This window comes from Yoonia sp. GPGPB17, from assembly GCF_037892195.1.
GTDB lineage: Bacteria > Pseudomonadota > Alphaproteobacteria > Rhodobacterales > Rhodobacteraceae > Yoonia.
The window spans coordinates 3,256,626-3,279,977 of sequence record NZ_JATACI010000002.1; the positions used below are offsets into that span (position 1 = coordinate 3,256,626).

General features: G+C 56.7%; 27 protein-coding genes and 2 pseudogenes. 13 read left to right on the top strand and 16 right to left on the bottom strand.

Annotation, left to right across the window (positions count from 1 at the left end; translation table 11 throughout):
- Positions 1-2 precede the first annotated feature (2 nt).
- Positions 3-989 (bottom strand): beta-hydroxyaspartate dehydratase BhcB, encoded by a 987-nt coding sequence (gene bhcB / locus QTO30_RS17130; protein ID WP_340425271.1) that lies wholly within the window; start codon positions 987-989, stop codon positions 3-5.
- Positions 989-2,179, bottom strand: a complete 1,191-nt coding sequence (bhcA, locus tag QTO30_RS17135) for an L-aspartate--glyoxylate aminotransferase BhcA (protein ID WP_340425272.1) — start codon at positions 2,177-2,179, stop codon at positions 989-991. Before bhcA ends, bhcB begins: the two co-directional genes overlap by 1 nt.
- A gap of 163 nt (positions 2,180-2,342) precedes the next feature.
- Between bhcA and bhcR the strand changes: the two genes are divergently transcribed.
- A complete protein-coding gene (gene bhcR, locus QTO30_RS17140) occupies positions 2,343-3,176 on the top strand; it encodes an HTH-type transcriptional regulator BhcR (protein WP_340425273.1) in 834 nt (277 codons plus the stop codon).
- Here the strand turns inward: bhcR and QTO30_RS17145 are convergent.
- On the bottom strand, positions 3,166-3,444 hold the full coding sequence (locus QTO30_RS17145; RefSeq protein WP_340425274.1) for a hypothetical protein: 279 nt from the start codon (positions 3,442-3,444) through the stop codon (positions 3,166-3,168). The two genes, bhcR and QTO30_RS17145, sit on opposite strands and share 11 nt — an antisense overlap.
- A gap of 160 nt (positions 3,445-3,604) precedes the next feature.
- On the opposite strand from QTO30_RS17145, the pseudogene QTO30_RS17150 reads away from it, so the two are divergent.
- From QTO30_RS17150 to QTO30_RS17165, 4 genes and pseudogenes are all read left to right on the top strand, one after another.
- Positions 3,605-4,767: pseudogene (locus tag QTO30_RS17150) on the top strand (acyl-CoA dehydrogenase family protein).
- Positions 4,767-6,023: a CoA-binding protein gene (locus QTO30_RS17155; protein WP_340425275.1), complete on the top strand. Its 1,257-nt coding sequence runs from the start codon at positions 4,767-4,769 to the stop codon at positions 6,021-6,023. Before QTO30_RS17150 ends, QTO30_RS17155 begins: the two are co-directional and overlap by 1 nt.
- A gap of 4 nt (positions 6,024-6,027) precedes the next feature.
- Positions 6,028-6,798, top strand: a complete 771-nt coding sequence (locus tag QTO30_RS17160) for an acetate--CoA ligase family protein (protein WP_340425276.1) — start codon at positions 6,028-6,030, stop codon at positions 6,796-6,798.
- A complete protein-coding gene (locus QTO30_RS17165) occupies positions 6,791-7,576 on the top strand; it encodes a carnitinyl-CoA dehydratase (protein ID WP_340425277.1) in 786 nt (261 codons plus the stop codon). The genes QTO30_RS17160 and QTO30_RS17165 overlap by 8 nt, the downstream gene beginning before the upstream one ends.
- Positions 7,577-7,592: 16 nt before the next feature.
- Here QTO30_RS17165 and QTO30_RS17170 read toward each other — a convergent pair whose 3' ends face one another.
- Entirely contained in the window at positions 7,593-9,209 is a 1,617-nt protein-coding gene (locus tag QTO30_RS17170) for an ABC transporter permease (RefSeq protein ID WP_340425278.1), read from the bottom strand.
- A gap of 242 nt (positions 9,210-9,451) precedes the next feature.
- Between QTO30_RS17170 and QTO30_RS17175 the strand changes: the two genes are divergently transcribed.
- The 5 genes and pseudogenes from QTO30_RS17175 to QTO30_RS17195 all read left to right on the top strand — a co-directional run bounded on the left by QTO30_RS17175 (position 9,452) and on the right by QTO30_RS17195 (position 14,494).
- Entirely contained in the window at positions 9,452-10,171 is a 720-nt protein-coding gene (locus tag QTO30_RS17175; protein ID WP_340425279.1) for a DsbA family protein, read from the top strand.
- A 69-nt stretch (positions 10,172-10,240) separates the two neighbouring features.
- Positions 10,241-12,735: pseudogene (locus QTO30_RS17180) on the top strand (heavy metal translocating P-type ATPase).
- Positions 12,732-13,121 (top strand): Cu(I)-responsive transcriptional regulator, encoded by a 390-nt coding sequence (gene cueR, locus QTO30_RS17185; protein WP_340425280.1) that lies wholly within the window; start codon positions 12,732-12,734, stop codon positions 13,119-13,121. The pseudogene QTO30_RS17180 and the gene cueR overlap by 4 nt, the downstream one beginning before the upstream one ends.
- Positions 13,122-13,204: 83 nt before the next feature.
- Complete coding sequence (locus QTO30_RS17190) at positions 13,205-13,996, top strand: helix-turn-helix domain-containing protein (protein ID WP_340425281.1); 792 nt, start codon at positions 13,205-13,207, stop codon at positions 13,994-13,996.
- A gap of 75 nt (positions 13,997-14,071) precedes the next feature.
- The gene (locus tag QTO30_RS17195) at positions 14,072-14,494 is read left to right on the top strand and encodes a hypothetical protein (RefSeq protein WP_340425282.1); all 423 of its coding nucleotides are present in this window, start codon (positions 14,072-14,074) and stop codon (positions 14,492-14,494) included.
- A gap of 82 nt (positions 14,495-14,576) precedes the next feature.
- Here the strand turns inward: QTO30_RS17195 and rpsU are convergent, their stop codons facing one another.
- A complete protein-coding gene (gene rpsU, locus QTO30_RS17200; protein ID WP_100367708.1) occupies positions 14,577-14,783 on the bottom strand; it encodes a 30S ribosomal protein S21 in 207 nt (68 codons plus the stop codon).
- A gap of 107 nt (positions 14,784-14,890) precedes the next feature.
- Between rpsU and QTO30_RS17205 the strand changes: the two genes are divergently transcribed.
- Positions 14,891-15,589: a COQ9 family protein gene (locus tag QTO30_RS17205; protein WP_445327162.1), complete on the top strand. Its 699-nt coding sequence runs from the start codon at positions 14,891-14,893 to the stop codon at positions 15,587-15,589.
- Here QTO30_RS17205 and QTO30_RS17210 read toward each other — a convergent pair.
- On the bottom strand, positions 15,583-15,936 hold the full coding sequence (locus QTO30_RS17210) for a hypothetical protein (RefSeq protein WP_340425284.1): 354 nt from the start codon (positions 15,934-15,936) through the stop codon (positions 15,583-15,585). The genes QTO30_RS17205 and QTO30_RS17210 overlap by 7 nt on opposite strands.
- Before the next feature lie 37 nt (positions 15,937-15,973).
- Between QTO30_RS17210 and QTO30_RS17215 the strand changes: the two genes are divergently transcribed.
- On the top strand, positions 15,974-16,945 hold the full coding sequence (locus QTO30_RS17215) for an NAD(P)H-quinone oxidoreductase (protein WP_340425285.1): 972 nt from the start codon (positions 15,974-15,976) through the stop codon (positions 16,943-16,945).
- A gap of 6 nt (positions 16,946-16,951) precedes the next feature.
- Here the strand turns inward: QTO30_RS17215 and QTO30_RS17220 are convergent, their stop codons facing one another.
- From QTO30_RS17220 to QTO30_RS17265, 10 genes are all read right to left on the bottom strand, one after another.
- Positions 16,952-17,659: an RraA family protein gene (locus tag QTO30_RS17220; protein ID WP_340425286.1), complete on the bottom strand. Its 708-nt coding sequence runs from the start codon at positions 17,657-17,659 to the stop codon at positions 16,952-16,954.
- Positions 17,644-18,339, bottom strand: coding sequence for an alpha/beta fold hydrolase (locus QTO30_RS17225; protein WP_340425287.1), 696 nt, complete (start codon positions 18,337-18,339; stop codon positions 17,644-17,646). The genes QTO30_RS17220 and QTO30_RS17225 overlap by 16 nt, the downstream gene beginning before the upstream one ends.
- The gene (gene rnhA / locus QTO30_RS17230) at positions 18,336-18,788 is read right to left on the bottom strand and encodes a ribonuclease HI (protein ID WP_340425288.1); all 453 of its coding nucleotides are present in this window, start codon (positions 18,786-18,788) and stop codon (positions 18,336-18,338) included. The genes QTO30_RS17225 and rnhA overlap by 4 nt, the downstream gene beginning before the upstream one ends.
- A 1-nt stretch (position 18,789) precedes the next feature.
- Entirely contained in the window at positions 18,790-19,380 is a 591-nt protein-coding gene (locus QTO30_RS17235) for a class I SAM-dependent DNA methyltransferase (RefSeq protein ID WP_340425289.1), read from the bottom strand.
- A gap of 2 nt (positions 19,381-19,382) precedes the next feature.
- Positions 19,383-19,832, bottom strand: a complete 450-nt coding sequence (locus tag QTO30_RS17240; protein WP_340425290.1) for a DUF3429 domain-containing protein — start codon at positions 19,830-19,832, stop codon at positions 19,383-19,385.
- Complete coding sequence (locus QTO30_RS17245; RefSeq protein WP_340425291.1) at positions 19,829-20,443, bottom strand: LysE family translocator; 615 nt, start codon at positions 20,441-20,443, stop codon at positions 19,829-19,831. The genes QTO30_RS17240 and QTO30_RS17245 overlap by 4 nt, the downstream gene beginning before the upstream one ends.
- A gap of 34 nt (positions 20,444-20,477) precedes the next feature.
- Positions 20,478-20,717 carry a YdeI/OmpD-associated family protein gene (locus QTO30_RS17250; protein WP_340425292.1) on the bottom strand — a complete coding sequence of 80 codons (240 nt, stop codon included), beginning with the start codon at positions 20,715-20,717 and terminating at the stop codon, positions 20,478-20,480.
- A 10-nt stretch (positions 20,718-20,727) separates the two neighbouring features.
- Positions 20,728-20,934 (bottom strand): DUF1905 domain-containing protein, encoded by a 207-nt coding sequence (locus tag QTO30_RS17255; protein WP_340425293.1) that lies wholly within the window; start codon positions 20,932-20,934, stop codon positions 20,728-20,730.
- A 6-nt stretch (positions 20,935-20,940) separates the two neighbouring features.
- On the bottom strand, positions 20,941-21,891 hold the full coding sequence (ispH, locus tag QTO30_RS17260) for a 4-hydroxy-3-methylbut-2-enyl diphosphate reductase (RefSeq protein ID WP_340425294.1): 951 nt from the start codon (positions 21,889-21,891) through the stop codon (positions 20,941-20,943).
- Positions 21,892-21,994: 103 nt separating this feature from the next.
- Complete coding sequence (locus QTO30_RS17265) at positions 21,995-22,576, bottom strand: LabA-like NYN domain-containing protein (RefSeq protein WP_340425295.1); 582 nt, start codon at positions 22,574-22,576, stop codon at positions 21,995-21,997.
- Between the two features lie 92 nt (positions 22,577-22,668).
- Here QTO30_RS17265 and folK point away from each other — a divergent pair, with 92 nt between their 5' ends.
- Positions 22,669-23,274, top strand: a complete 606-nt coding sequence (gene folK, locus QTO30_RS17270; protein WP_340425296.1) for a 2-amino-4-hydroxy-6-hydroxymethyldihydropteridine diphosphokinase — start codon at positions 22,669-22,671, stop codon at positions 23,272-23,274.
- Positions 23,275-23,352 lie beyond the last annotated feature (78 nt).

The window sequence follows — 23,352 nt, forward strand, 5'->3', positions numbered from 1 at the left end:
CCTTAACCCTGCATCCAAGGTAGTTTGTCGAGGTCTACATTTCCGCCAGTGACAACAACACCGACGCGTTTGCCTTTGAAAAAGTCTTTGTTCTTTATGATGACGGCGAGGGGCACGGCACAGCTGGGTTCCATCACGATCTTCATGCGCTGCCACGTCAGTTTCATCGCGTCGATGATCTCCTGCTCAGAGGCGGTGAAAATCTCGGACACGTGGTTGCTCACAAAATGCCATGTCAAGTCTTTCAAGGGCACTTTCAAACCATCGGCGACCGTTACTGGCGCGTCATCAGCAATAATGTGGCCAGCTTTGAAACTGCGATAGGCGTCGTCGGCTTGTTCCGGCTCAGCGGCGATTATCTGCACGTCAGGTGCGATGTTGGAGAGCGTCAGGCAGGTGCCGGAAATCATGCCGCCGCCGCCGATAGGTGCGACCACCATGTCAAGTGCGCCACCATGCTCTTCCTGCATCTGCTCCATCAGTTCTTTGCTGCAAGTTCCCTGACCCGCGACAACCCGTGGGTCATTATAAGGGTGTACGAAGTCCCCCCCTGTTTCAGCCTGCACACCAGCAAAAACTGCTTCGCGGGAGCTTGTGGAGGGTTCGCATTCTGTGATGATTCCACCATAACCTTTTACTGCGTCTTTCTTCGCTTGTGGCGCGGTGCGTGGCATCACCACATTGCAAGGGATGCCCCTGCGGCCTGCTGCATAAGACAGCGATAGCGCGTGGTTCCCTGACGAATGTGTGCAGACACCTTTTTCCGCAGCTTCGTCAGATAGTCCAAATACGGCATTTGAGGCACCGCGGACCTTGAAAGCACCGGCTTTTTGAAAGTTTTCACACTTAAAGAACAGTTCGGCTCCGGTGAGGTTGTTGAAATACTCCGATGTCAAAACCGGAGTGCGATGAATGTAAGGCTTGATGCGCTCATGTGCGTCCAACACGTCTTGGTAGGTTGGAATATGCATATCCTTGTGGTCTTTCATTACGCTGCATCCTTGAGGCTCAGGCCGGTTGTGCCACGGTAGTATTCTTGCGCTGCCGCAACGCCGGACCCCACTTTGATATCAAGACCCAGGTCAGCCATGCACATCTCGGCCGTGGCGATCCCTGACAGGGCCATAACATCCGTCATGCTGCCCAGGTGGCCAATGCGAAACACTTTACCGGCAACTTCGCCGAGCCCAACACCAAAGGCCACGCCATATTTGTCGGCAGCATGTGTGACGATGTCAGTTGCGTTGAAGCCCTCGGGTGTTTTGATGGCGCTTACCGTATCAGAGTAAACTTCCGGTGTCGCGGCGCAAAGGTCCAGACCCCAAGCCCCTACCGCAGCGCGCACACCTGACGCAATGCGCGTGTGTCGTGCAAAGACGTTTTCAAGACCTTCTTTCAACAACGTCTCGGTTGCGAGCAGAAGGCCGTTCATCAGGCCGACAGCAGGAGTGTAAGGGTATGCGTTTGCAGCGTAGCCCTTGGTCATATCAGCGATATCAAAGAACGTGCGCGGCAGCTGCGCCAGTTTGCTGGCATCCAACGCCTTTTGGCTGAAGCCAACGATGGCAAGACCAGCGGGCAGCATAAAGCCTTTCTGCGAACCGGTGACCGCAACATCGACACCCCACTCATCAAACCGGAAATCCATTGAGCCGATTGAACTGACGCCGTCAACAAACAACAGTGCAGGGTGGTTCGCCGCGTCGAGTGCTTTGCGGACAGCAGAAATGTCTGATTTCACACCAGTTGCCGTCTCATTGTGCGTTGCCAGAACCGCTTTGATTTTGTGGCTGGTGTCGGCCATGAGGATCTCAGCATAACGATCAGCCGGGATGCCGCGCCCCCACGGTGTTTCAACGATTTTCACGTTCAACTCGTGTCGCAAGCACATGTCAATCCAGCGGTGGCTGAACATACCGTTGCGTGCCGCCAGAACGGTGTCGCCTGCGGAAAGCGTGTTTGTCAGCGCAGTTTCCCAGCCGCCAGTGCCGGTGGATGGAAAGATAAAGACTTCGGCAGATTCAGATTTCAGAACTTCCTGAACTCCGGCGCGGGCGGGATGAAGGATTTGTCCAAACAGCGGCGACCTGTGGTCAATTGTGGGCATGTCGCAAGCCTTGCGAATAGCCTCGGGCATATTCGTTGGGCCGGGAATAAATACTGGGTTTTGAAAGCTCATCGTCCAATCCTCCATTGGGTTGATGGTGTTTTGCCAGAGCTGGCTGTGCTTGCATATTTTTTTGAAATTATTTTTCAAAATGGATCTTAGAGATAAAATTGTTTGTTGTCAGAGAGTTGTATTTTTCATAAGGTGAAATTAATTTTCAGAAGCGAGAAAAGATATGCAGGATGACGTCAAAAGAGGCCGTGGTCGACCCAGAGCATGGGATGACAAGGGTGCCCAGAACACCATCAAATCACTTGATCGCGCGTTAGAGGTGCTGGTCGAACTTGGTGAAATGCAGGGCGGTACTTTGTCAGAGATTGCCGGTGCCTTGGATCAGTCTCCTGCCACGGTTTACCGTGTACTCACGACATTCCAGGGGCGCGGTTTTGCTGATTTTGACGACCAAAGCCAGACTTGGAGCATAGGCCCGGCCGCCTTCCTGACGGGATCGCATTTCCTGCGCCGCACTTCTTTGGTTGAACGGGCGCGCCCTATCATGCGTGATCTGATGGAGGCCACGGGCGAGACAGCAAACCTTGGGATTGAGCGTGATGGTAAGGTGCTGTTCCTTGGTCAGGTAGAAACGCAGGCAACAATACGCGCCTTCTTTCCGCCGGGAACAGCGGCGGACATGCATTCTTCCGGCATTGGCAAGGCCTTATTGTCCCGGATGGATGATAAACGGCAGCGCGAAGTCCTCGCTGCCAGTAAGCTAGAGCAATATACGCCCTTCACCCTGACCGACCCCGAGGCCATGATCGCCGACCTTCACGCAACCAAGGCGCGGGGCTATGCCATCGACGGCGAAGAACGCAACCTCGGGATGCGCTGTATCGCGGCCCCTGTGTACAACGTGTTTGGCGAAGCGGTCGCAGGGATATCTGTCTCTGGCCCAACCTCGCGCATTTCCGAAGACAGGATCGAAGACCTGGCAACGTCGGTCATGGATGCTGCCGCCAAATTGACCCGCGCAATCGGTGGCAACAACCGCCCGGCAGCTAGCGTTTAGTGGATCGAATAGCGCTGTCGCGATAATTGGGATCATCGCGGAAGGGCGTGTCACCGGATGGGTCGATGGATGTATCCTCGATCGGCGCCGGGCGTTGTGTCAGCTTTTGCCACAGCCTACGGGCGAAAAATTGCGCGATAACGACCAGCACCATGAAGGCGCCAAAGGCCGTCAGAATCGACGCCGTACTCATCTCTATGCAAGCACCATCTGCACCAAACACAATGGCATAGAGGATGCTGACCGTCTCTGCGCAATTGCCGAACATCGCTGCGGACCCTTCTGTGTGTTTATCAGTCTAGTGGTATCGTGTTCGAACAGCAAATTCGACGCATTTGAGAAAATCTGATCCGGCTTTGCATTCTGCATGACTTTTTGAGAAACGCTTCTTAGGGTCTTCTTTGGAACACGCAGAACGGAGCCCGCGCATGCAGTTTGGCCTGACCGATGAACAGCAGATGATCGTGGATACGGTCCGGTCCTTTGTCGAGCATGAGATTTACCCCCATGAAGATGCGGTAGAGCGCAGTGGTGAAGTCCCCCAAGAGATTGCGGACGAGATTAGGCGCAAGACAATTGAACTGGGTTTCTACGCCTGCAACTTCCCCGAAGAGGTGGGTTGTGCCGGGCTCAGTCATGTTGATTTTGCGCTGGTCGAGCGAGAGTTGGGACGGGGATCAATGGCGCTCAACCACTTTTTTGGGCGACCGCAGAATATCCTGATGGCCTGTGAGGGTGACCAAAAGGAACGATATTTGATGCCTGCTGTGCGCGGCGAACGTATGGACGCGCTCGCGATGACAGAACCGGATGCGGGTTCCGATGTGCGCGGTATGAAATGCAGTGCTGTGCGCGATGGCGGTGATTGGGTTCTGAACGGTTCCAAGCACTTTATTTCGGGCGCGGATCGCGCAGATTTCTTTATTGTATTTGTCGCGACTGGCGTGGACGAAACCCCGCGTGGACCCAAGAAACGCATCACGACGTTTCTTGTTGATCGTGGCACGCCCGGGTTTGACGTCCGTGATGGCTATGCATCAGTCAGCCACCGGGGCTACAAAAACTGCATCCTTGATTTCGACAATTGCCGTCTGCCCGATACACAGGTGCTGGGTGATGTCGACGGTGGTTTTGCCGTAATGAACGAATGGCTGTATGCGACACGAATTACGGTCGCCACCATGTCCGTTGGGCGTGCGCGCCGTTGCTTTGACTACGCTCTCAGCTATGCGGCAGAGCGTGAGCAATTCGGTCAACCCATTGGCAAATTCCAAGGCGTCAGTTTTCAGATTGCAGATATGATTACCGAGATCGACGCAGCCGATATGCTCACCCTGTCTGCTGCTTGGCGTCTGGATGAAGGGCTGCTTAAGCAAACCGTGAAATTGCGTCCGCCAAGGTCTATGCCACCGAGATGCTGGCCCGTGTCACCGATGCAACCCTGCAGATTTACGGTGGTATGGGGTTGATGAGTGATTTTCCAATTGAGCGGTTCTGGCGCGACGCCCGCGTTGAACGCATTTGGGATGGGACATCCGAAATCCAACGCCACATCATCAGCCGTGAGCTGCTGCGCCCCTTGGGGGCCTGATGGACCGGCTTACTCGGCTTTTTAACCCGCGTTCAATTGCGGTTATTGGTGGCGGTGCCTGGGGCAGTGAGGTGATCCGTCAATGCCAGAAGATTGGCTTTGCAGGAGATATCTGGGTCGTCCATCCAACCAAGGATGACATCGCCGGGCTTGCGCCTTTCCGTGCGATAGAGGATCTACCAGCGCCACCGGATGCCGTTTTTATTGGCGTCAACAGGCATGCAACAGTCGACGCAGTACGTTCGCTGTCAAGTATTGGCGCAGGTGGTGCGATCTGTTTTGCGTCGGGCTTTCGCGAAGCAGTGCATGAGGTCGGTGACGGGGCCGATCTACAGGATGCGATGCTGTCCGCGGCCGGTGACATGCCGATCATTGGTCCAAACTGCTATGGTTTCCTGAACTATCTTGATGGGATCACGCTTTGGCCTGATCAACACGGTGGGGTGCCAACGGACAGCGGCGTTGCCATCATTGCGCAGTCTTCAAATGTTGCCATCAATCTGACGATGCAAACGCGCGGTTTGCCGGTGGCTTACGTTGTGACCGTTGGGAATCAGGCGCAAACGGGATTGTCCGAAATCGGCCAATCGCTTTTGGCCAACCCGAAGGTGACGGCACTTGGGCTTTACATCGAAGGGGTTGATGATCTTGAAGCTTTGGTGGCGCTGGCGGAGACGGCGCGAGACCTTGGAAAACCCATTGTCGCTTTAAAGACGGGGCAGTCCGAACAGGCGCAGCGAGCCGCGATTTCGCATACCGCATCACTTGCAGGAAGCGACGCTGGGGCGGGCGCGCTGTTTGATCGGTTGGGCATTGGACGGGTAACTTCGCTTTCCGCATTCCTTGAAACGCTCAAATTGCTGCATGTGGTTGGCCTACTCGATGCGCCGCGCATCGCGTCGATGTCGTGCTCGGGCGGCGAAGCAAGCTTGATGGCGGATATGGCGCATGGGAGCGACGTGACGTTTCCGCCGCTCACTCAGGATCAGCGTGATGTGCTGCGCGAAACACTGGGCCCGATTGTGACTCTTTCGAATCCGTTGGACTATCACACCTTTATCTGGGGTGACGAAACGGCGATGACAGCGACCTTCGCAGCCATGATGTCGGATCAGGTTGCGCTGGGTGTCGTCGTGCTCGATTTCCCGCGGCAGGACCGTTGCGCTTCCCCTGATTGGGACCTCGCACTTCGTGCCGTGGCCCATGCACAAAAGACGTCGGGCTTAGCCAATCGCTGTACTGAGTTCACTGGTTGAGAATATGCCCGAGGCTGTGGCGCATCAGCTGGTCTCACAAGGTGTTTTGCCTCTTTGTGGGATGCCCGAGGCTGTTGAGGCGATTGAGGTTGCGGCCAGAGTTGGCAAGCAGACCATTTGCAATGTGCTGATCCCACCGAAGATCACTGCTTCAACGGTGTTGTCCGAGGTGCGGGCCAAGCAAGCTCTGACTCAACATGGCTTGCGCCTGCCAAAATCGCAGAGAGCGGATGGAACCGAAATGCTTGCCGAATCTGCAAGAGAGTTAGGCTTTCCCGTTGTGTTGAAGGGCGAGGGCGTTGCCCACAAGACCGAAGCGGGTGCGGTCGTCACCGGGATCACGGATGAGCAGCAGCTGTTTGCTGCTGCGAAGGCTATGCCTGTCGACAGTTTCCTGGTCGAGCAGATGATCACGGGTACGACGGTCGAGCTTTTGATCGGCGTCGTTCTCGATCCTGCACATGGGTATGTTTTGACCTTGGCTGCAGGCGGCACACTGACCGAGATATTGGCCGACAGCACCAGTATGATCTTGCCGGTGCAATCCGAGGATGTGCGCAATGCGCTTCGCAAGCTGCGCGTTGCCCCGCTGCTTGACGGATATCGCGGGGCGCCCCCGGCCAACATGGGCGCTATCGTCGACGCGGTGTTGGCACTACAGTCCTATGTCATCGCCGAGATGCCCTTTGAGATCGAAATCAATCCGCTGATGTGTGGCCCGGACGGGGCCATTGCAGCGGATGCCCTTATCACCACAGGAGAGTGCCATGACTGACGGCCCCATCAAAACCAAACGCGACGGGCATGTTTTGGAGGTCACGCTGGACCGGCCCAAGGCCAATGCAATTGATTTAGCGACCAGCCGGATCATGGGCGATGTGTTTGCGGATTTCCGGGATGATCCGGAACTGCGGGTCGCCATCGTCACAGGCGCGGGTGAAAAATTCTTTTGCCCGGGTTGGGACCTCAAAGCGGCGGCGGACGGTGATGCTGTCGATGGCGACTATGGCGTCGGTGGTTTTGGCGGGCTGCAGGAACTGCCACGTATGAACAAGCCGGTGATTATGGCGGTCAACGGGATTTGTTGTGGGGGCGGGCTGGAATTGGCGCTGTCGGGTGACATTTTGCTCGCGGCAGAGCACGCGAGTTTTGCTTTGCCGGAAATCCGGTCAGGGACTGTTGCCGATGCGGCCTCGGTCAAACTGCCCAAGCGCATCCCTTATCACATCGCAATGGAGATGCTTCTGACCGGGCGTTGGGTCGATGCGGAAGAGGCTGCCCGTTGGGGTTTGATCAATCGTGTTGTACCTGCTGATCAACTGATGAACGAAGCGCGCAAGATGGCCGCGCTGATCGCGTCAGGCCCGCCATTGGTTTACGCAGCCCTGAAAGAGGTCGTGCGCGAAGCAGAGGACATGAAGTTTCAGGATGCTATGAACCGCATCACGAAAAGCCAATTCGCAACGGTTGAAACGCTTTATACGTCGGAAGATCAAATGGAAGGTGCGCGTGCCTTCGCCGAGAAACGCGACCCCGTTTGGAAGGGCAAATAGGTTCCCTATCCCGCAGTCACGCCCGACCAGTGCCGATGCGTCGGCACAATAGAATGACGGGGATCAACCCGATTGCTGCAATAACAAGGCTGGGTACAGCCGCCCCTTCCAGCCGTTCATCCGAAGCCAGCCGATAGGCCTGCACGGCCAGCGTGTCATAGTTGAACGGCCGCATGATCAGGGTCGCGGGTAGCTCTTTCATCACATCAACGAAGACGATCAATCCGGCCGTTAACAGGCTGGTCCGCAGCAAAGGCATATGGATGCGCCGCACCAAACCCGGCATGTCCTGGCCCAATGTGCGCGCCGCGGCGTCCATGTTTGGCGCCACTGATGCGATCCCACCTTCATAGGCCCCAATTGCCGCCGCCAGAAACCGGATCAGATAGGCCGAAATCAGAAGCCAGATTGACCCGGTGAACAAAAGCCCCGTCGAGATATCAAAGGTGCTGCGCATCCAGGCATCCAGCGCATTGTCAAAAGCGGCGAAGGGCACCAGAAGGCCTACAGCGATCACACCCCCGGGCACGGCATAGCCGATCCGCGCAAGATAAAGCGATGTACCAGTCAGACGGCTGGTACTGACGCGATGCAAAGTGCCGAGGATGAGGGCCGCGAGGACGGTCAAGACGGCTGCGATGCTGGCCAGTGTCAGGGAGTTGCGGATAAAGCCAAGATAGCGGGGGCTGAGCAGGTCTTGCTCTGATCCCAATGCCATGACGCCGAGTGCGATGACCGGTAACACGACCCCCAGCAAAACGGGTGTCAGGCAAAAGGCCATGGCCCCGATTTTCTGCCCTTTGGTCAGCGTCAGCCTTTGCAGCGGCGCATTGCGTCTTCCGCTGGCGTATTTGGCATCCCCCCTGCTGTAGCGTTCCAGCATAACCAGCAAAAGTGCAAAGCTGAGCAATCCAAGAGCCAGTTGCGCGGCCGCCGCCCGGTCCGCCAGGGTGAACCAGCTTGTGTAAATCCCCACAGCAAAGGTCTGCACCCCGAAATAGGCGACCGTGCCGAAATCTGCGATTGTCTCCATCGCGACCAACATGACACCAGAGGCGATTGCGGGGCGGGCCATCGGCAGCGAGACATGCATGAATGCGGCAAATGGTGAACGGCCGAGTACGCGGGCCGCCAGAAACGTGCTGGCCCCTTGGGCCGCAAAAGCAGCGCGCGCCAGCAGGTAGACGTAAGGGTAAAGCACCAGCGTCAACATCATCGCAGCACCACCCAATGACCTGATCTCTGGGAACCAATAGTCCCGAGGTCCCCAACCCGTCAGGTCGCGCAACAGCGTTTGAACGATACCGGGGTGATCCAGCACGTGCGTATAGCCATAGGCCAGTACGTAAGCTGGAAAAGCAAGCGGCAGTGCCAGTGCGATCTCGACCCAACGCCGTCCGGGGAATTCTGTCATCGTCACCAACCAGGCGGCCCCAGCGCCGATGAACGCGCTTCCTGCCATCACTGTGGTAACAAGGATCAGAGTCGTGAACGTGTAACGGGCAAGGACCGTGTCGGCGAGGCTGGCAAGCGTTTCAAATGATCCCGAAAAGGCGGCGGCCAGCACACCCAGATAAGGGATGATGCAAACAATCATCACAAAAACGGCCACGGCTTTAAAACCCATGCTCATGGTAGGCCTGCGTGACTTTTGTGGCGAAAGGCGTTGCTCCATAAGTTGCACCTAATCGAAACCGGGGCGGGGGGGCAAGCAGCAGGACCACTTGTCGGCACAGCAGAGCTGTTAAGTGCGTTATGCGCGGGTTCTGGCGCGTCCTTGCGTCGCAGATATTACGCAGATGTGTGTGGTCATTGCGGGCCCAAAGTGTTTCACTATAACTGATTTTGAACCGAACACGATGATATGGATAACACATGCGCAAATTGATCGCCGCGGCCCTGATGACCCTGCTGCCCTTTGGTGCGGTAGCGCAGGACTTGTCTGAAGATGAAGTAAAACAGCTTGCGTTAGAGGCGATCCTGGAGAACCCGCAGATCATCATGGATGCCCTCGCGATCCTTGAAGAGCAGCGCAATGAAGCGCAGGCTTTGGCGCGGGCTGATCTGCTTCTCAGAGAGCGGGCGTCTTTGGAGGGTGATCCGAATGCACCGTTCATAGGTAATGCGGATGGGCAAGCCGTTGTGGTCGAGTTCTTTGACTACAACTGCCCTTACTGCAAACGCGCCGCCGACAACATTAAGGCGCTGATCGCCGCTGATGAGGATGTGCGCGTTGTGTACCGGGAATGGCCCATCCTTGGTGAAGGCTCTGTTTTTGCGGCCCGCGCGGCCTTGGCGGCGCGTGCGCAGGGCAAATATGAAGAAATGCACTGGGGTCTCATGGAAATGCGCGGTCGCGCCGAAGAGGCTTCGGTTCTGGCACTGGCCCGCTCAATCGGGTTGGACATGGATCAATTGGTTGCTGACATGCAAAGCGAAGCGGTTGACAGCCATATCAACACCTCGCGCCAGCTGGCCCAAAGCCTTGGTTTCACCGGCACACCTGCCTTCGTGATTGGCGATGCTCTGGTGCCAGGTGCGGTGCCGCTGGCGGATTTGCAGGGATACATCGCACAGGCCCGTGGTGAGGGATAAGGCAATAAGGTCTTGACCTTCCAGTGAGTGGAAGGCCTATCTAGAGCGTGTTCCAAAGGTGGCCCACGCATGTCCAAGACGTCTATTGCTTTTCACATCACAAAACTTTCATGCGGCTCATGTGCCGCGCGTGCCGACAAGGCGTTGCGCAATGTGGACGGCGTGATCGACGTGACAGTCAATCTTGCTGCTGAAACAGCCAAAGTGGATTTTGACGCACCAGCAACGCCAACCCAATTGACAGATGCGCTGGTGCAAGCCGGATATCCGGCGCGCAGCGATCACATCACGCTTGATATCGCGGGTATGAACTGTGGTTCTTGTGTGGGGCGGGTAGAAAAAGCTTTGGCGTCTGCATCGGCGGTCACCGAGGTGTCCGTCAATCTGGCGGCTGAAACGGCGCGGGTCAGCTATGTGGCAGGCGTGACGTCGCCAGCGGCGATTGCGCAGGCCGCCACAGATGCAGGCTACCCGGCGCAGTTGCGCAGTACGACCGATATGCAGCCAGAGCAGAAAGACAATCGCATTGATGCGCTGCGCCGCCAGCTAGTGGTTGCGGCCATCTTAACGGCCCCGGTATTTGTTCTGGAAATGGGTAGTCATTTTGTGCGGGGGATGCATGCCTGGGTCCATCAAACCATCGGCATGCAAACCAGTTGGTTATTTCAGTTTGTCCTTGTCACCCTTGTTCTGGCGGGCCCGGGGCGTATGTTTTTCACTCAAGGCATTCCGGCCTTGTTCAAAGGTGCGCCTGATATGAATGCGCTGGTTGCCATCGGAACCGGCGCGGCATGGGTGTTTTCAACGGTGGCGACCTTCTTTCCAGCGGTGCTGCCAGCGGGCACGCGTGCGGTCTACTTTGAAGCCGCTGCGGTGATTGTCACATTGATTCTGCTGGGTCGTTTCCTTGAGGCGCGGGCGAAAGGCAAAACCGGAGAAGCGATCCGCCGATTGGTTGGTTTGCAACCGCGGACGGCCACGGTGCTGCGCGATGGGGTGGCGGCTGAAGTCGCCATAGCGGATATTGTTGTGGGCAATGTTCTACGCGTGCGCCCCGGCGAAAAAATCGCTGTCGATGGTGTTGTGTTGGAGGGGGCCGCCTTTGTTGATGAAAGCATGATCACCGGCGAGCCTTTGCCAGCAGAGAAAGATGTCGGTGATGTTGTCACCGGTGGCACCGTGAATGGCGCTGGTTCATTCACATTTCGTGTCACACAGGTGGGTGCTGATACGATGCTCGCCCAGATCATTCGCATGGTCGAGGACGCGCAGGGTGCAAAGCTGCCGATTCAAGACCTGGTCAACAAGATCACACTCTGGTTTGTCCCGATTGTTTTGCTAATCGCGGCGCTTACAATCGCCGGTTGGTTGCTTTTTGGCCCTGATCCAGCGCTCAGTTTTGCATTGGTGGCTGGCGTGGCGGTACTGATCGTGGCTTGCCCTTGCGCCATGGGCCTTGCGACGCCGACATCCATTATGGTGGGCACCGGCCGGGCGGCAGACCTCGGTGTTCTTTTCCGCAAGGGTGATGCTTTGCAGGCGTTGCGCTCTGTTGCTGTTGTTGCTTTTGACAAGACTGGCACGCTGACCCAAGGACGGCCAGAGGTGACAGCAGTGTCTTTTGTGTCGGGCACGGACAAGTCCGAGGTACTGGGCCTGATTGCAAGTGTTGAAGCGCTGTCCGAACACCCGATTGCAGCCGCAATTGTGCGTATGGCACAAGCCCGTGGCTATGCCATGCAGGATGTTGATAACTTCAGCGTTGAAACTGGTTTCGGCGTCAGCGGCACAGTCGCGGGTCGTGGCATTCTGGTCGGGGCAGACAGGTTCATGCACCGCGAGGGCGTTGCAATTGATGCCTTTGCAACCCGCGCAGCGGACATTGCCGGGAAAGGGCAGACCCCCTTCTATGCGGCCATTGATGGGCAGCTTGTCGGTTTGATCGGAATCTCCGACCCGATCAAGCCGACAACCCCTGCTGTAATCCGCGCCTTGCACCAGATGGGGTAAGGCGCACAGCGCTGATTACCGGCGACAATGAAAGAACCGCGCAAGCAATTGCGGCAGAGCTCGGTATTGATACGGTCGTGGCCGAGGTTCTGCCGGATGGAAAGGTCGCCGCTTTGCGCAATCTGGCGCAAAACGGCGAAGAAATTGCCTTTGTCGGGGACGGGATCAATGATGCCCCGGCCCTGGCTGCCGCTGATGTCGGGATTGCCATCGGAACAGGTACGGATGTGGCGATTGAAAGTGCGGATGTCGTTCTGATGTCGGGAGACATCACCGGTGTTTGCAATGCCTTTGAGATCAGCCAACGCACCATGCGCAACATCCAGCAAAACCTCTTTTGGGCCTTTGCCTATAATACTGCGCTTATTCCGGTTGCGGCAGGTGTGCTCTATCTCTTTGGTGGGCCGCTATTGTCGCCGATGTTAGCCGCAGGCGCGATGGCGCTGTCGAGCGTGTTCGTCCTGTCAAATGCGCTGCGTTTGCGGTGGGTTGCACCAGCGCAGCAGGCAATGCCTGACGTGCGTCCAACCCCTTATCAAGAGGTGACACCGTGAACATTGGACAAGCCGCAGAGCAATCTGGTCTGCCACCAAAGACAATCCGCTACTACGAAGATATCGGGCTGGTCAAACCTGGGCGCGACACAAACGGCTACCGCGCCTTTGTGGATGCGGATATTCACAAGCTGACCTTTTTGGCGCGCGCACGGGCTCTGGGTTTTTCAATCGAGGATTGCCGCGACCTGTTGGCACTTTGGGAAGACACCGCACGGGCCAGCGCAGATGTCCGCCGGATTGCCAAAGAGCATCTGGCACGGATTGAAACGAAAATTGCAGATCTGCGCCAGATGCATGACACGCTAGGTGTACTGGTACGTGATTGTGCCGGGGATGATCGACCTGACTGCCCAATTCTACAGTCGCTGGGCGACAAGGGTTGATGCAGCCAAATTGCCTTTGCAGTCACTGTTTGGCCCGTTAGGGTCGTGGCACGTATCGACCAATACAAACACGCCCGGTAAGAATGACAGCGACAGTTCCGATTTCCTATGAGATGCGTCCCGTTCCGGCCGCGCTTCAACCCTTTATACGTCGCATCATGTTGGCCCGTCACAGCGCGGATACGGCTGTGACTGTCCCGGCACGGCCGACGGGTTATTGCTATATCGGTTGGGTGCCGGCGGGCCAAGCTTCGGCCCGGGCAAATGCCGCCCAATTCACCATCACCCCGCAGGAGTATCACCTGTCAGGTCAGCTAACGACCTTTGATGCAGAGTATACCTTGCATGGTCCGTCCTGCCATTTTTTGGCCGAATGTACGGCCACCGGTGCGTTCCAGCTGGCGAAGCAAGACCTTGGTGCGCTGCGCAATCAGATAGCGACCTTTCCTTTCGCGCAAGACGGGGCCGAACCGGAGGCCGCTTTTGTAAACCATCTTCTGCATTTAGCTGGGCGCGCGGGCACGGTCGATTCGGTTGTCGCCAAAGCTGCGCAGCAGATCGAAGCGGCAAACGGCAATGTCAGTATTCGTGCGCTCGCCGCTGAGTGCGGTTTGAGCGAACGACAGTTGCACCGCCAGTTCAGCAAGGTTGTCGGTTTGCCACCCAAGGCCTTTGCCATGATCCAGCGGGTGCTGTTTGCCTTGCAACGCCTGACTGGTGACAACCCGCCCGATATCGCAGATGTCGCAATTGAGGCGGGATTTACCGATCAGGCCCATCTGACCAAATATTTTGGTCAGTTCATGCGCACTACACCGGCACAGCTTGAGCTGACCGATGATGGGGTGCTGCGCACCATTGTGGCGCAGGTCTGAGCGCAACCTGTCCGAAACCTACAAGCGCCTTTTGTCATGTGTATGTTAGGTCGAAGGGGCAAAGAAAGGTGCCATATGCGTTCATTCCTGCTCACCACTGCCTTGATCGCAGTGCCTGGTTTGGCCAGCGCAGAACGGTGTGCGGAAATTGCGCCCGATCCACTCGCCGGTTTTACCCCGCTTGACGCCATGATCTATCTTGATTTGTCTGACCCCGAGACAACACGCGCTGTGACAACAGTGGAAAATACCTTCGTCTCGCTGGTCGTGGCAGGTGAGATTGACAGCTTTACCAAACGATGGTGTCAGATCGGGATCAGGCACTTCATCGTCGATTTTGAAGTGCCGATGATGGATGATGCCGTGGCCGCCCAAATCACGCGGGTGATCTATGAATGGAATGCCGCCGAAGACCCTGTAGGATGGCAGATCAGCCAAATGGGCGCTCGGTTCCGATGCGCGCGGGGGGATGACCCATTTGCGCCGATATGCCCCTAGCTGGCGCTGCATCCCGGCAAAGAAAAACCCCCGCCTGATCACGCAGCCGGGGGTTTCTTGATCGTAACGCCGAAGGATCGCCCTAGAGCATACCTTCGCGCTGGAGCTTCTTACGTGCCAGTTTACGCTGACGACGGATCGCTTCCGCTTTCTCGCGCGCTTTACGCACGGACGGCTTTTCGAAATGCTGCTTAAGCTTCATTTCACGAAAAACGCCCTCACGCTGAAGTTTCTTCTTCAGAGCACGCAACGCCTGATCGACGTTGTTATCACGAACACTAACCTGCATGTGGTTTACACCACCTTTCTAAGTTGGATTTGCAAAAATTGCAGGAAGTGGGCAGATAGCAAAGGTGAGCTAGTTTGTCTAGTGTGCACCGGCCGCAGGAGATGACCATGACGAATGCCCGCATTGACCCGACTTTGAACCGACTCTTGGACGCAGCGCTGCCACATGTGGCCTTTGATGGCTGGTCGCCTGTCACCTTCAATGCCGCTGTCGTGGATGCGGAAATAGACCCGGCGGTTGCCAAAGCGAGCTGCCCGCGCGGTGTGGTCGATCTGGCAATAGCCTACCACCTGCGCGGGGATGCGGCGATGGTGGCCGCTCTACAAGACGCGGATCTGAGCGCCATGCGTTTTCGCGACAAGGTTGCCCATGCCCTTCGCCTGCGTTTGCAGGTCATTGATGATAAGGAGGCTGTACGTCGCGGTACCACGCTTTTTGCATTGCCCCATATGGCAGGGGACGGCGCAAAGCTGATTTGGGGCACAGCTGATGCAATCTGGAATGCGCTGGGCGACACATCACAGGATGTGAATTGGTACACCAAGCGGATGACGCTTTCTGGGGTATACAGTTCCGTGGTGCTCTATTGGTTGGGGGACGACAGTGTCGACATTCAGGCAACTGACGCCTTCATCGACCGCCGCATCGACAATGTGATGCAGTTTGAGAAGTTCAAGGCACAAGCCAAGGCGAACCCCTTGCTCAGGCCGCTAACCGGCACGCTGGAACGTATGATGGCGGGGATCAAAGCACCCGGGGCGGTCGCTGATCCGAATTTGCCGGGCGTCTGGCGCGATCCTCAGTAAATAAGGGATGCCAACGTGATCGCGTGAAATGCTGCGATAACAAGATTGGCTTGGACAACTGGGTTGCGGGGGCCAACGGTGAATGCGGACAATGCTTTGTATGCGATTTGCACCGGTAAGACCGTCAGTGCCGCAGCGCCGGCCCAATCCTGTCCGCTCGCGACTGCCCCGAGTACGACAACGCTAACGGTAAAAATCGCGACGTAGAATGCCAAAACAATGTCACGCGCGGGTGTAGGAGGGCCGTAGGCCAACACCATTGCAGGTGTGTTGCGCCAGATGGCTGGAACAACCAGACCAAGCACGGCGAGGTTGATCAGCATTGAAATTGTCAAAAGCACAGTCATGCCTCATAGCTAGGGTGACGAAGTGAAGGGGCCAGCCATGCGCGCAATCGAGATTTCTCAACCCGGTGGACCAGAGGTGCTGACCTTGACTGACCTGCCAATCCCAGAACCTGAATACGATCAGGTTGTCATCAAAGTCGCCTATGCTGGGGTGAACCGCCCGGACGCCTTGCAGCGTGCGGGGCTGTACAATCCGCCCAAGGGTGCTAGTGATCTGCCTGGGCTGGAGGCCGCGGGCGAGGTTGTCGCTTGCGGCGCGGGTGTCGCGGGGCTGAAACCCGGCGATCAGGTTTGCGCGCTTCTTCCCGGTGGTGGCTACGCTGAATACGTGGCGACGCCTGCGGCCCATTGCTTGCCCATTCCGGGCGGTCTGTCCATAAAGCAAGCGGCCTGTCTGCCGGAGACCTTCTTCACTGTATGGTCCAATGTTTTCATGCGTGGCGGCCTGCGCGCCGGACAGCGGTTTTTGGTGCATGGCGGCAGTTCGGGGATTGGCACGACAGCGATTCAATTGGCCAAGGCTTTTGGCGCACGCGTATTTGCGACGGCCGGATCGGCAGAGAAATGCGCGACCTGTGTCGCGCTGGGCGCAGAGGCGGCGTTCAACTATCGTGATACGGATTTTGTTGACGAAATGCGTGCGCTGGGCGGCGCAGACCTGATCCTTGATATGGTCGGAGGGTCTTATACTCAACGTAACCTCAAGGCGCTCGCTGATGATGGAACACTGGTGCAGATCGCTTTCCTGCAAGGGCCGAAGATGGAGCTGAACCTCGTCCAACTGATGACACGGCGGCTGACGATCACGGGCTCAACCTTGCGGCCGCAATCTGACTTGGCGAAGGCGCGTATCGCTGATGAACTGCGCAAGCATGTCTGGCCGCTGATCATCGCGGGCAAGGTGGCACCGGTAATGGATCAGGAATTCGCGCTCGAAGAGGCGTCTGCCGCTCATGCGCGCATGGAAAGCAGCGCACATATTGGCAAGATTGTTCTGAAGGTTGGATGAATGAGCTTAGGTCCTTGCCTTCTCAAACGCAGCCCAAGCTTCTAACAACTTATCCAGGTCAAAATCAGGTTCTTTTGCGGGCCCAAGGATAATCTGCTCGCCCGCCCACATCTTTTCAATCGCGGCCTTCAGGTTGGGGATCACCTCTGGTGGGATAACCAATCCGCCGTGCTGATCAGCGTGCACCAGATCACCCTGACTAACGGTCATACCCATGACATTCACCGGTGTGCCCAATTCGCGTACATGCACAAAGGCATGGCTTGGCCCGATGGACCCGGCCACCACCGGAAAGCCCTCTGCCAAATCCCCCAAATCGCGCATCACGCCGTTGGTCAACGCGCCGTTCAACCCCAGCCCCTTATGCACATTGGTGTGGACCTCGCCCCACCACGCGCTGACGCAGTGTGGATAATCGACATCTTCCAGCACGGCGATGGCAGGACGAGGACCGCCAGCCATGTTGCGGAAGTAATCAAGACGGCGGGCGCGGATCACATCCGGCGCTTCTGTCGGTGCCTCGCGCCCTGCAATCTTGGCCGTGCGGGCAAAGCCGACCATGGACTGCCCGGGGGCTGAGCATTGCATTGTGCCCTTTGTGTAAGCGTCAAAGCCGCGTTTGCCTTGGGCCACCTCAATGGCATTGCAGACCGTGGGTGTGTCGACCCGTTGCAAAAGGGCAAGCAGATCAGCGGGGATTACTGGTTCAGCCATTGTGCCAAAGCCTCATTCGTTGCCTGGGGTTGTTCGAGCGTTGGCAGATGGCCAGCGCTCTTGATGATCGTCAGAGTCGACCCGGGGATCAGGTCGTGCATCAATTCGTGACGGTGGATGGGGCAGAGCGCATCATCCTCACCGCACAGGATCAAGGTGGGGACGGTGACTTTTTTTAAAGTCTTCTGCTGGTCTGGGCGCGATTGCAGGGCCCGGGATTGGTTGATGAAGGCGTCTGGCCCAAGCGTTTCGGCCATCGCCATACATAGATCGAGGATTCGTCCCGTATGTGGGCCGTCAGTCAGGTAGTGCGGCTTCATCTCATCGCGCATGACGGCGCGCAGATGCCCGTCGCGAACCTTTTGCATCTGCGGTTCGCGGCGCTCAGCAATCGCCGCAGCCTCGGCCTTGGGGTTGGTATCAAGCAAGGCGAGCCGGGTAACGCGATCTGGGGCTTGGCGAAACACCTCCATCGCGACGATCCCGCCCATCGAGAGGCCCGCGAGCGCAAATTGCTGAGGGGCGGTGTCGAGGATGTCGCGCGCCAAAGCCTCGACACTGTCATGCTCGTTGAGCGGTGCGGTCAAGATGGTTCGTTCATATGAAAACGCTTCGATCTGCGGACTATAGAGTCGGGCATCGCACATCATACCCGGCAACAGCAAAAGAGGTTCGTTCATGGCTTGAAAGGCTCCATTCCCGCGCGCGCCAATTCGTCAGCTTTTTCGTTTTCGGGGTGTCCGGCATGGCCTTTCACCCATTCCCACGTCACATCATGGCGTTGTGTCGCCTCTTCAAGGCGCCGCCAAAGATCTTCGTTCTTTACCGGCTTCTTGGCCGCTGTTTTCCATCCGCGTGCTTTCCATCCGTGAATCCACTTTGTAATGCCATCTTTGACATACGAACTGTCCGTGACAATGGTCAGTGTGGTTGGCCTATCCAGCGTTTCAAGCGCGGTAATGGCGGCCAACAGCTCCATACGATTGTTTGTCGTCTCAGCCTCGCCGCCGCATAATTCGCGTTCTTTCAGAACAGTGTTACCGTCACGCGCAACAAGCAAAGCGCCCCAGCCTCCGGGGCCGGGGTTGCCCGAGCAGGCACCATCGGTATAGGCGAAGAGGTCTGGCATTTTATGGCTTCTTTCCGCGCATGATTACGAAGGGATCAATAGTGCCAGCAAGGCCCGCTTCCTTACCTTCTTTGACGTGAGTAACCTCAAAACCCGCATCGGTGAACAGCTCTGAGAGCTCATTTGTTGTGACATAGGTATAAAGCCTGTTGATCGCGTCACGCCCCATACCGGCCCCTGTTTTCATACCAACATGAAAAACCCCGCCTGGTTCTGTCGCCTTAAAGAGTGCGTTGAAATGGCGTGGCAGGTCACCCCGGGGGGCATGTAGAAGGCTGAAGTTAGCCCAAACGCCAGCGTAAATCTCAGCACCGTCAATATCGTCGAAACTGCCCAACCGTGCGTTCAACCTGAACCTATCGTGTGCAATGGCAATCATGCCTTCCGAGGCGTCTATTGGGTCAGGCACAAGGCCCGCGCGCTGCATATGAAAGGATGCAGCCCCCGGGCCGCAGCCCAAGTCCAGAACCGTCCCGCCCTTCGGGATAAGATCAATGAAGCTCTGCAGGCTTTCATCAGGCGTATCCTGTGCGACGATCCGGGCGTATTCCTGCGCCTTTTCGTTGTAGGTCGCGATGGTGCGTGCATCCATTGTCAGAACACCAAGGGCAAAAACGTGAGGATGACAATCGCGGTCAGAAGCCCGCGCAAGTGCATCCACCACGGTGGCGCAAGACCAAGCCGCCAGAAATGCCAATCTAGTAAGAGCAGTCCAAGAAAACCGACGATGAGGTTGATGGCTGCCGTTGTCGGCCCGCCGCCGGTCATGAAGAAAGCCCAGAGTGCGGGGATGACAGAGAGGATGTAACTGGCCGTCGCGATCTGCCCCGTGGCTTTGGTCGCAAATCCCCAAAGGACACCTGACATGAATGACAGGATGACAGCGCCATAGAAAAGCTGAATATGTGGGCCAATAAACCGGCCACTCAGGTTCATTTGGCCCCACAGCGCCAGATTGGGCAGCAAAATTGTCGTTGCCCCCCATAGAAACGGGATGAGCCCGGCAAGGCCAAGGAAAAGTGCGGAGCGTGGGATTGTATTCATGCTTTTTCGAATGCCAATCGCAGGCCAAGTGTTGCGAAGATACCTGCGAACGTGCGGCTGAGCCATTTCATGACTGTTTCGCTTTGCAGTAACCAATCGCGGGCGAGTGCAGCAAAAACACCATAAAGGATAAAGATCACAAAGGTCAGCGCCATGAATATCCCACCCAGTATCACCATTTCTGCCGTCGCGGCTGTAGGGTCGCCCGACAGGAAAGGCGGAAGCAACGCGAGAAAAAAGATCGACAGCTTGGGGTTCAGGATGTTGATCAGGGCTCCGCGTCGGGCAATCTTGAACATTGGCTGGGCTGCCGCATCTGGACGGATCGTCAAAGCGCCATCAGATTTGAGTGCCTGCCACGCCAGATAAAGCAGATAGGCCACGCCTGCAAATTTGACGATCTGGAAGAGCAGTGCACTGGTATGCAACAGAGCAGCAAGGCCCAATGTGGCTGCTGCAAGGTGTGGCACAATCCCCAACGTACAGCCTGCCGCCGCCGCAATCGCGGCCCGTCGTCCCTGACCCAGACCAAGGGCCAGCGTATAGATCACACCTGTGCCCGGTGCGATGCAAACCACAATGGCTGTCAGCACGAATTGTAAGCTGATCATAGTGCCCGTCCCTTTGTCCGCGAAAAGACCCGTTTCATGGCAATTCCGCAATCATCTTTGCAATCCTCTTGGCGCGTGTTTCGGCCTGTTTGGCTGTTGTTACGCCATGTAAAAGACCGCGCTGCTTGCCGGGCGTCAAGCCGTTCCATCGTACGGTCGCTTCGGCCTGACGCAAGGCGAGCAGGACATCGTCGGGTATCTCAACTTGATTGGGGTCGGCTTTGCGCAGGCGCACGTCAAAGATGTCTCCTGGGGTGATACCAATTTCGTCCAACAGGGATTTGCTAGGCCCAAAGGAAGACACCCTCGATCACAGATGCCTTGGTCAGCGCGAGGTTGACGGGGTGATCGTTGATTTCGCCTTCGACCCGTTTTGCGCCCTGTGATGCTAAAACTTCCGCCACATCATCAGGCAGCCGTAAAATCGTATAGACTGACTTGCCCCATTCCAGCGGCTCCACCTGAGCTTCGAATGACAGATAGTCATCCATGTCGATTTAAGCTGGTTCTCGCAAGACACGCGGAACCTTAAACTCTACGTTTTCTTCTGCGGTGACGACCATCTCAATTGTGGTATCAAAGCGATCTTTGAATGCATCAATCACTTCAGTGATCAAGATCTCGGGGGCCGATGCGCTTACTGTTATGCCCATGGAGGTGATCCCTTCCAGCGCGCGCCAGTCGATATCGGTCGCCCGCTGCACCAGTTGCGCATAATTGCAGCCAGCGCGGGCGCCAACTTCGACCAGGCGTTTGGAGTTCGACGAGTTGGGCGCACCGACCACCAGCATGGCATCGCATTTCGGCGCCATTGCTTTGACGGCTTCCTGCCTGTTGGTTGTGGCGTAGCAGATGTCTTCTTTGTGGGGGCCGACAATCTTGGGGAAACGATCGTAGAGTGCGGCAACAATATCGGCGGTATCATCGACAGACAGCGTGGTTTGGGTCACGAAAGCAAGGTTATCGGGGTCGCGTACACCAACGGTGGCCACATCCGCGACGGTTTCAACCAAGAGCACTTCGCCCTCAGGCAGTTGCCCCATCGTGCCCACGGTTTCGGGGTGGCCATCGTGGCCGATCATGATCATTTGCAGGCCGTTGTCGGCATGGCGCTGTGCTTCGATATGAACCTTGCTGACAAGAGGGCAGGTCGCGTCCACAAAGACCATCTCGCGTTTGGCTGCTGCGGCTGGCACCGATTTTGGCACGCCATGGGCCGAGAAAATCACTGGCCGATCATCAGGACATTCGTCCAGTTCTTCGACAAACACGGCGCCTTGATCACGCAATGCATCAACAACGAATTTATTGTGCACGATTTCATGACGCACATAAACGGGCGCGCCCCATTTCTCTAAGGCCATCTCAACGATCTTGATGGCACGGTCAACACCTGCACAGAACCCACGCGGCGCGGCCAGATAAAGGGTGAGAGGTGGTTTCGTCATCTTTTGCTCCGGTTACACCACCAGAGGTAAGGGTTTGGCGCAGGCAGGTCCAGCGCCAGTTGTTGCGACAGATTGAGGCGCGCTCGGCGCGGGCGCAATCAGATCAGGTTTCCTGCGTGACTTCGTCTTGCTGTTGCTGTGGCTCTGCGCGGGGTTCGCGCGTTGGGCGACCGACGACATCACGCAACTCATCCAACTCGATAAAGTTGTCAGCCTGACGCCGCAGCTCATCCGCGATCATGGGTGGTTGGCTGCGAATCGTCGAGACGACCGACACACGCACGCCTTTGCGTTGCAGGGCCTCGACCAGTGGCCGGAAATCGCCGTCGCCCGAGAATAATACCACGTGATCAACATGTGGCGCGAGTTCCATGGCATCGACCGTCAGTTCGATGTCCATATTGCCCTTCACCTTACGGCGACCCATGCTGTCTGTGTATTCTTTGGCAGGCTTCGTGACCATCGTGAAGCCGTTGTAGTTCAACCAATCGACCAGCGGACGAATCGGTGAGTACTCGTCGTTTTCAAGCAAGGCAGTGTAATAGAATGCTCGAAGCATCTTTCCGCGACGCATAAATTCCTGCCGCAGGAGTTTGTAGTCGATGTCAAAGCCGAGCGACTTGGCCGCTGCATATAGGTTTGATCCATCGATGAAGAGCGCCAATCGCTCGTCCCGATAAAACATGGGTCGTCCTTCCAAATATGGTCTTGCCAGTAATTTGCGTTCGTGAGTGATATGAAGCTGCAAGACTGAAAGTGATGTAAAGGTTTTCAAGCTTGAGACAAGAGATGAATGTACCTCAATTCGGCCAACTCGCGCTTATCGCCCTTGGCAGCAACGAAAATTCAGTTTGGGGTGACGCAAGGGAAACTGTACAAAAGGCTATGCTTTTGGCCGCCGCAATTGCCCCATCGGCAGCGCGCGCGAGCGGACTATTTGCCACACCTGCGTTTCCGGTGGGCGCTGGCCCGGACTATGTGAACGCCGCAATGGCGATCGAGACAACGCTTTCTGCCCGGGATCTGTTGGGTGCGTTGCATGATATCGAGGCGCAAGCTGGGCGCAAACGCGCGCAGCGTTGGGGCCAGCGCACGCTTGATCTGGACCTGATTGCGCTTGGCGATGTCGTGATGCCCGACGTCACCGAACATCAAAAGTGGCGCGACCTGTCGTTGTCTGATCAGCAACGCATGACCCCCCAAGAGCTGATCCTGCCACATCCCCGCCTTCAGGATCGTGCCTTTGTGTTAGTACCGCTATTGGATGTTGCACCAGACTGGCAACATCCGCTTCTCCGCCGCAGCATTGCACAATTCTGCGCAGATATACCCGTTGATCTGCGTGCTGAGGTGACCCGAATAAGTGATCCGACGACCCTTTAGAAAACTGCACATCCGCGCGTCTCAAGCCCTTGTCAATCTGGCTTGAAGCCTCTAAGTAAGCGGCTTCTTATGCCCCTA

Coding starts and splice junctions, on each gene's coding strand:
- QTO30_RS17240 (WP_340425290.1), bottom strand. CDS start 19,832: ATGAATACAATCCCACGCTCCGCACTTTTCCTTGGCCTTGCCGGGCTC.
- QTO30_RS17190 (WP_340425281.1), top strand. CDS start 13,205: ATGACAGCGACAGTTCCGATTTCCTATGAGATGCGTCCCGTTCCGGCC.
- QTO30_RS17215 (WP_340425285.1), top strand. CDS start 15,974: ATGCGCGCAATCGAGATTTCTCAACCCGGTGGACCAGAGGTGCTGACC.
- QTO30_RS17265 (WP_340425295.1), bottom strand. CDS start 22,576: ATGTTTTATCGGGACGAGCGATTGGCGCTCTTCATCGATGGATCAAAC.
- ispH (WP_340425294.1), bottom strand. CDS start 21,891: ATGACGAAACCACCTCTCACCCTTTATCTGGCCGCGCCGCGTGGGTTC.
- QTO30_RS17255 (WP_340425293.1), bottom strand. CDS start 20,934: ATGGATGACTATCTGTCATTCGAAGCTCAGGTGGAGCCGCTGGAATGG.
- QTO30_RS17195 (WP_340425282.1), top strand. CDS start 14,072: ATGCGTTCATTCCTGCTCACCACTGCCTTGATCGCAGTGCCTGGTTTG.
- QTO30_RS17165 (WP_340425277.1), top strand. CDS start 6,791: ATGACTGACGGCCCCATCAAAACCAAACGCGACGGGCATGTTTTGGAG.
- QTO30_RS17245 (WP_340425291.1), bottom strand. CDS start 20,443: ATGATCAGCTTACAATTCGTGCTGACAGCCATTGTGGTTTGCATCGCA.
- QTO30_RS17175 (WP_340425279.1), top strand. CDS start 9,452: ATGCGCAAATTGATCGCCGCGGCCCTGATGACCCTGCTGCCCTTTGGT.
- QTO30_RS17155 (WP_340425275.1), top strand. CDS start 4,767: ATGGACCGGCTTACTCGGCTTTTTAACCCGCGTTCAATTGCGGTTATT.
- bhcR (WP_340425273.1), top strand. CDS start 2,343: ATGCAGGATGACGTCAAAAGAGGCCGTGGTCGACCCAGAGCATGGGAT.
- bhcA (WP_340425272.1), bottom strand. CDS start 2,179: ATGAGCTTTCAAAACCCAGTATTTATTCCCGGCCCAACGAATATGCCC.
- QTO30_RS17210 (WP_340425284.1), bottom strand. CDS start 15,936: ATGACTGTGCTTTTGACAATTTCAATGCTGATCAACCTCGCCGTGCTT.
- bhcB (WP_340425271.1), bottom strand. CDS start 989: ATGAAAGACCACAAGGATATGCATATTCCAACCTACCAAGACGTGTTG.
- QTO30_RS17235 (WP_340425289.1), bottom strand. CDS start 19,380: ATGGATGCACGCACCATCGCGACCTACAACGAAAAGGCGCAGGAATAC.
- QTO30_RS17145 (WP_340425274.1), bottom strand. CDS start 3,444: ATGTTCGGCAATTGCGCAGAGACGGTCAGCATCCTCTATGCCATTGTG.
- rpsU (WP_100367708.1), bottom strand. CDS start 14,783: ATGCAGGTTAGTGTTCGTGATAACAACGTCGATCAGGCGTTGCGTGCT.
- QTO30_RS17205 (WP_445327162.1), top strand. CDS start 14,891: ATGACGAATGCCCGCATTGACCCGACTTTGAACCGACTCTTGGACGCA.
- QTO30_RS17170 (WP_340425278.1), bottom strand. CDS start 9,209: ATGAGCATGGGTTTTAAAGCCGTGGCCGTTTTTGTGATGATTGTTTGC.
- QTO30_RS17220 (WP_340425286.1), bottom strand. CDS start 17,659: ATGGCTGAACCAGTAATCCCCGCTGATCTGCTTGCCCTTTTGCAACGG.
- QTO30_RS17225 (WP_340425287.1), bottom strand. CDS start 18,339: ATGAACGAACCTCTTTTGCTGTTGCCGGGTATGATGTGCGATGCCCGA.
- QTO30_RS17160 (WP_340425276.1), top strand. CDS start 6,028: ATGCCCGAGGCTGTGGCGCATCAGCTGGTCTCACAAGGTGTTTTGCCT.
- rnhA (WP_340425288.1), bottom strand. CDS start 18,788: ATGCCAGACCTCTTCGCCTATACCGATGGTGCCTGCTCGGGCAACCCC.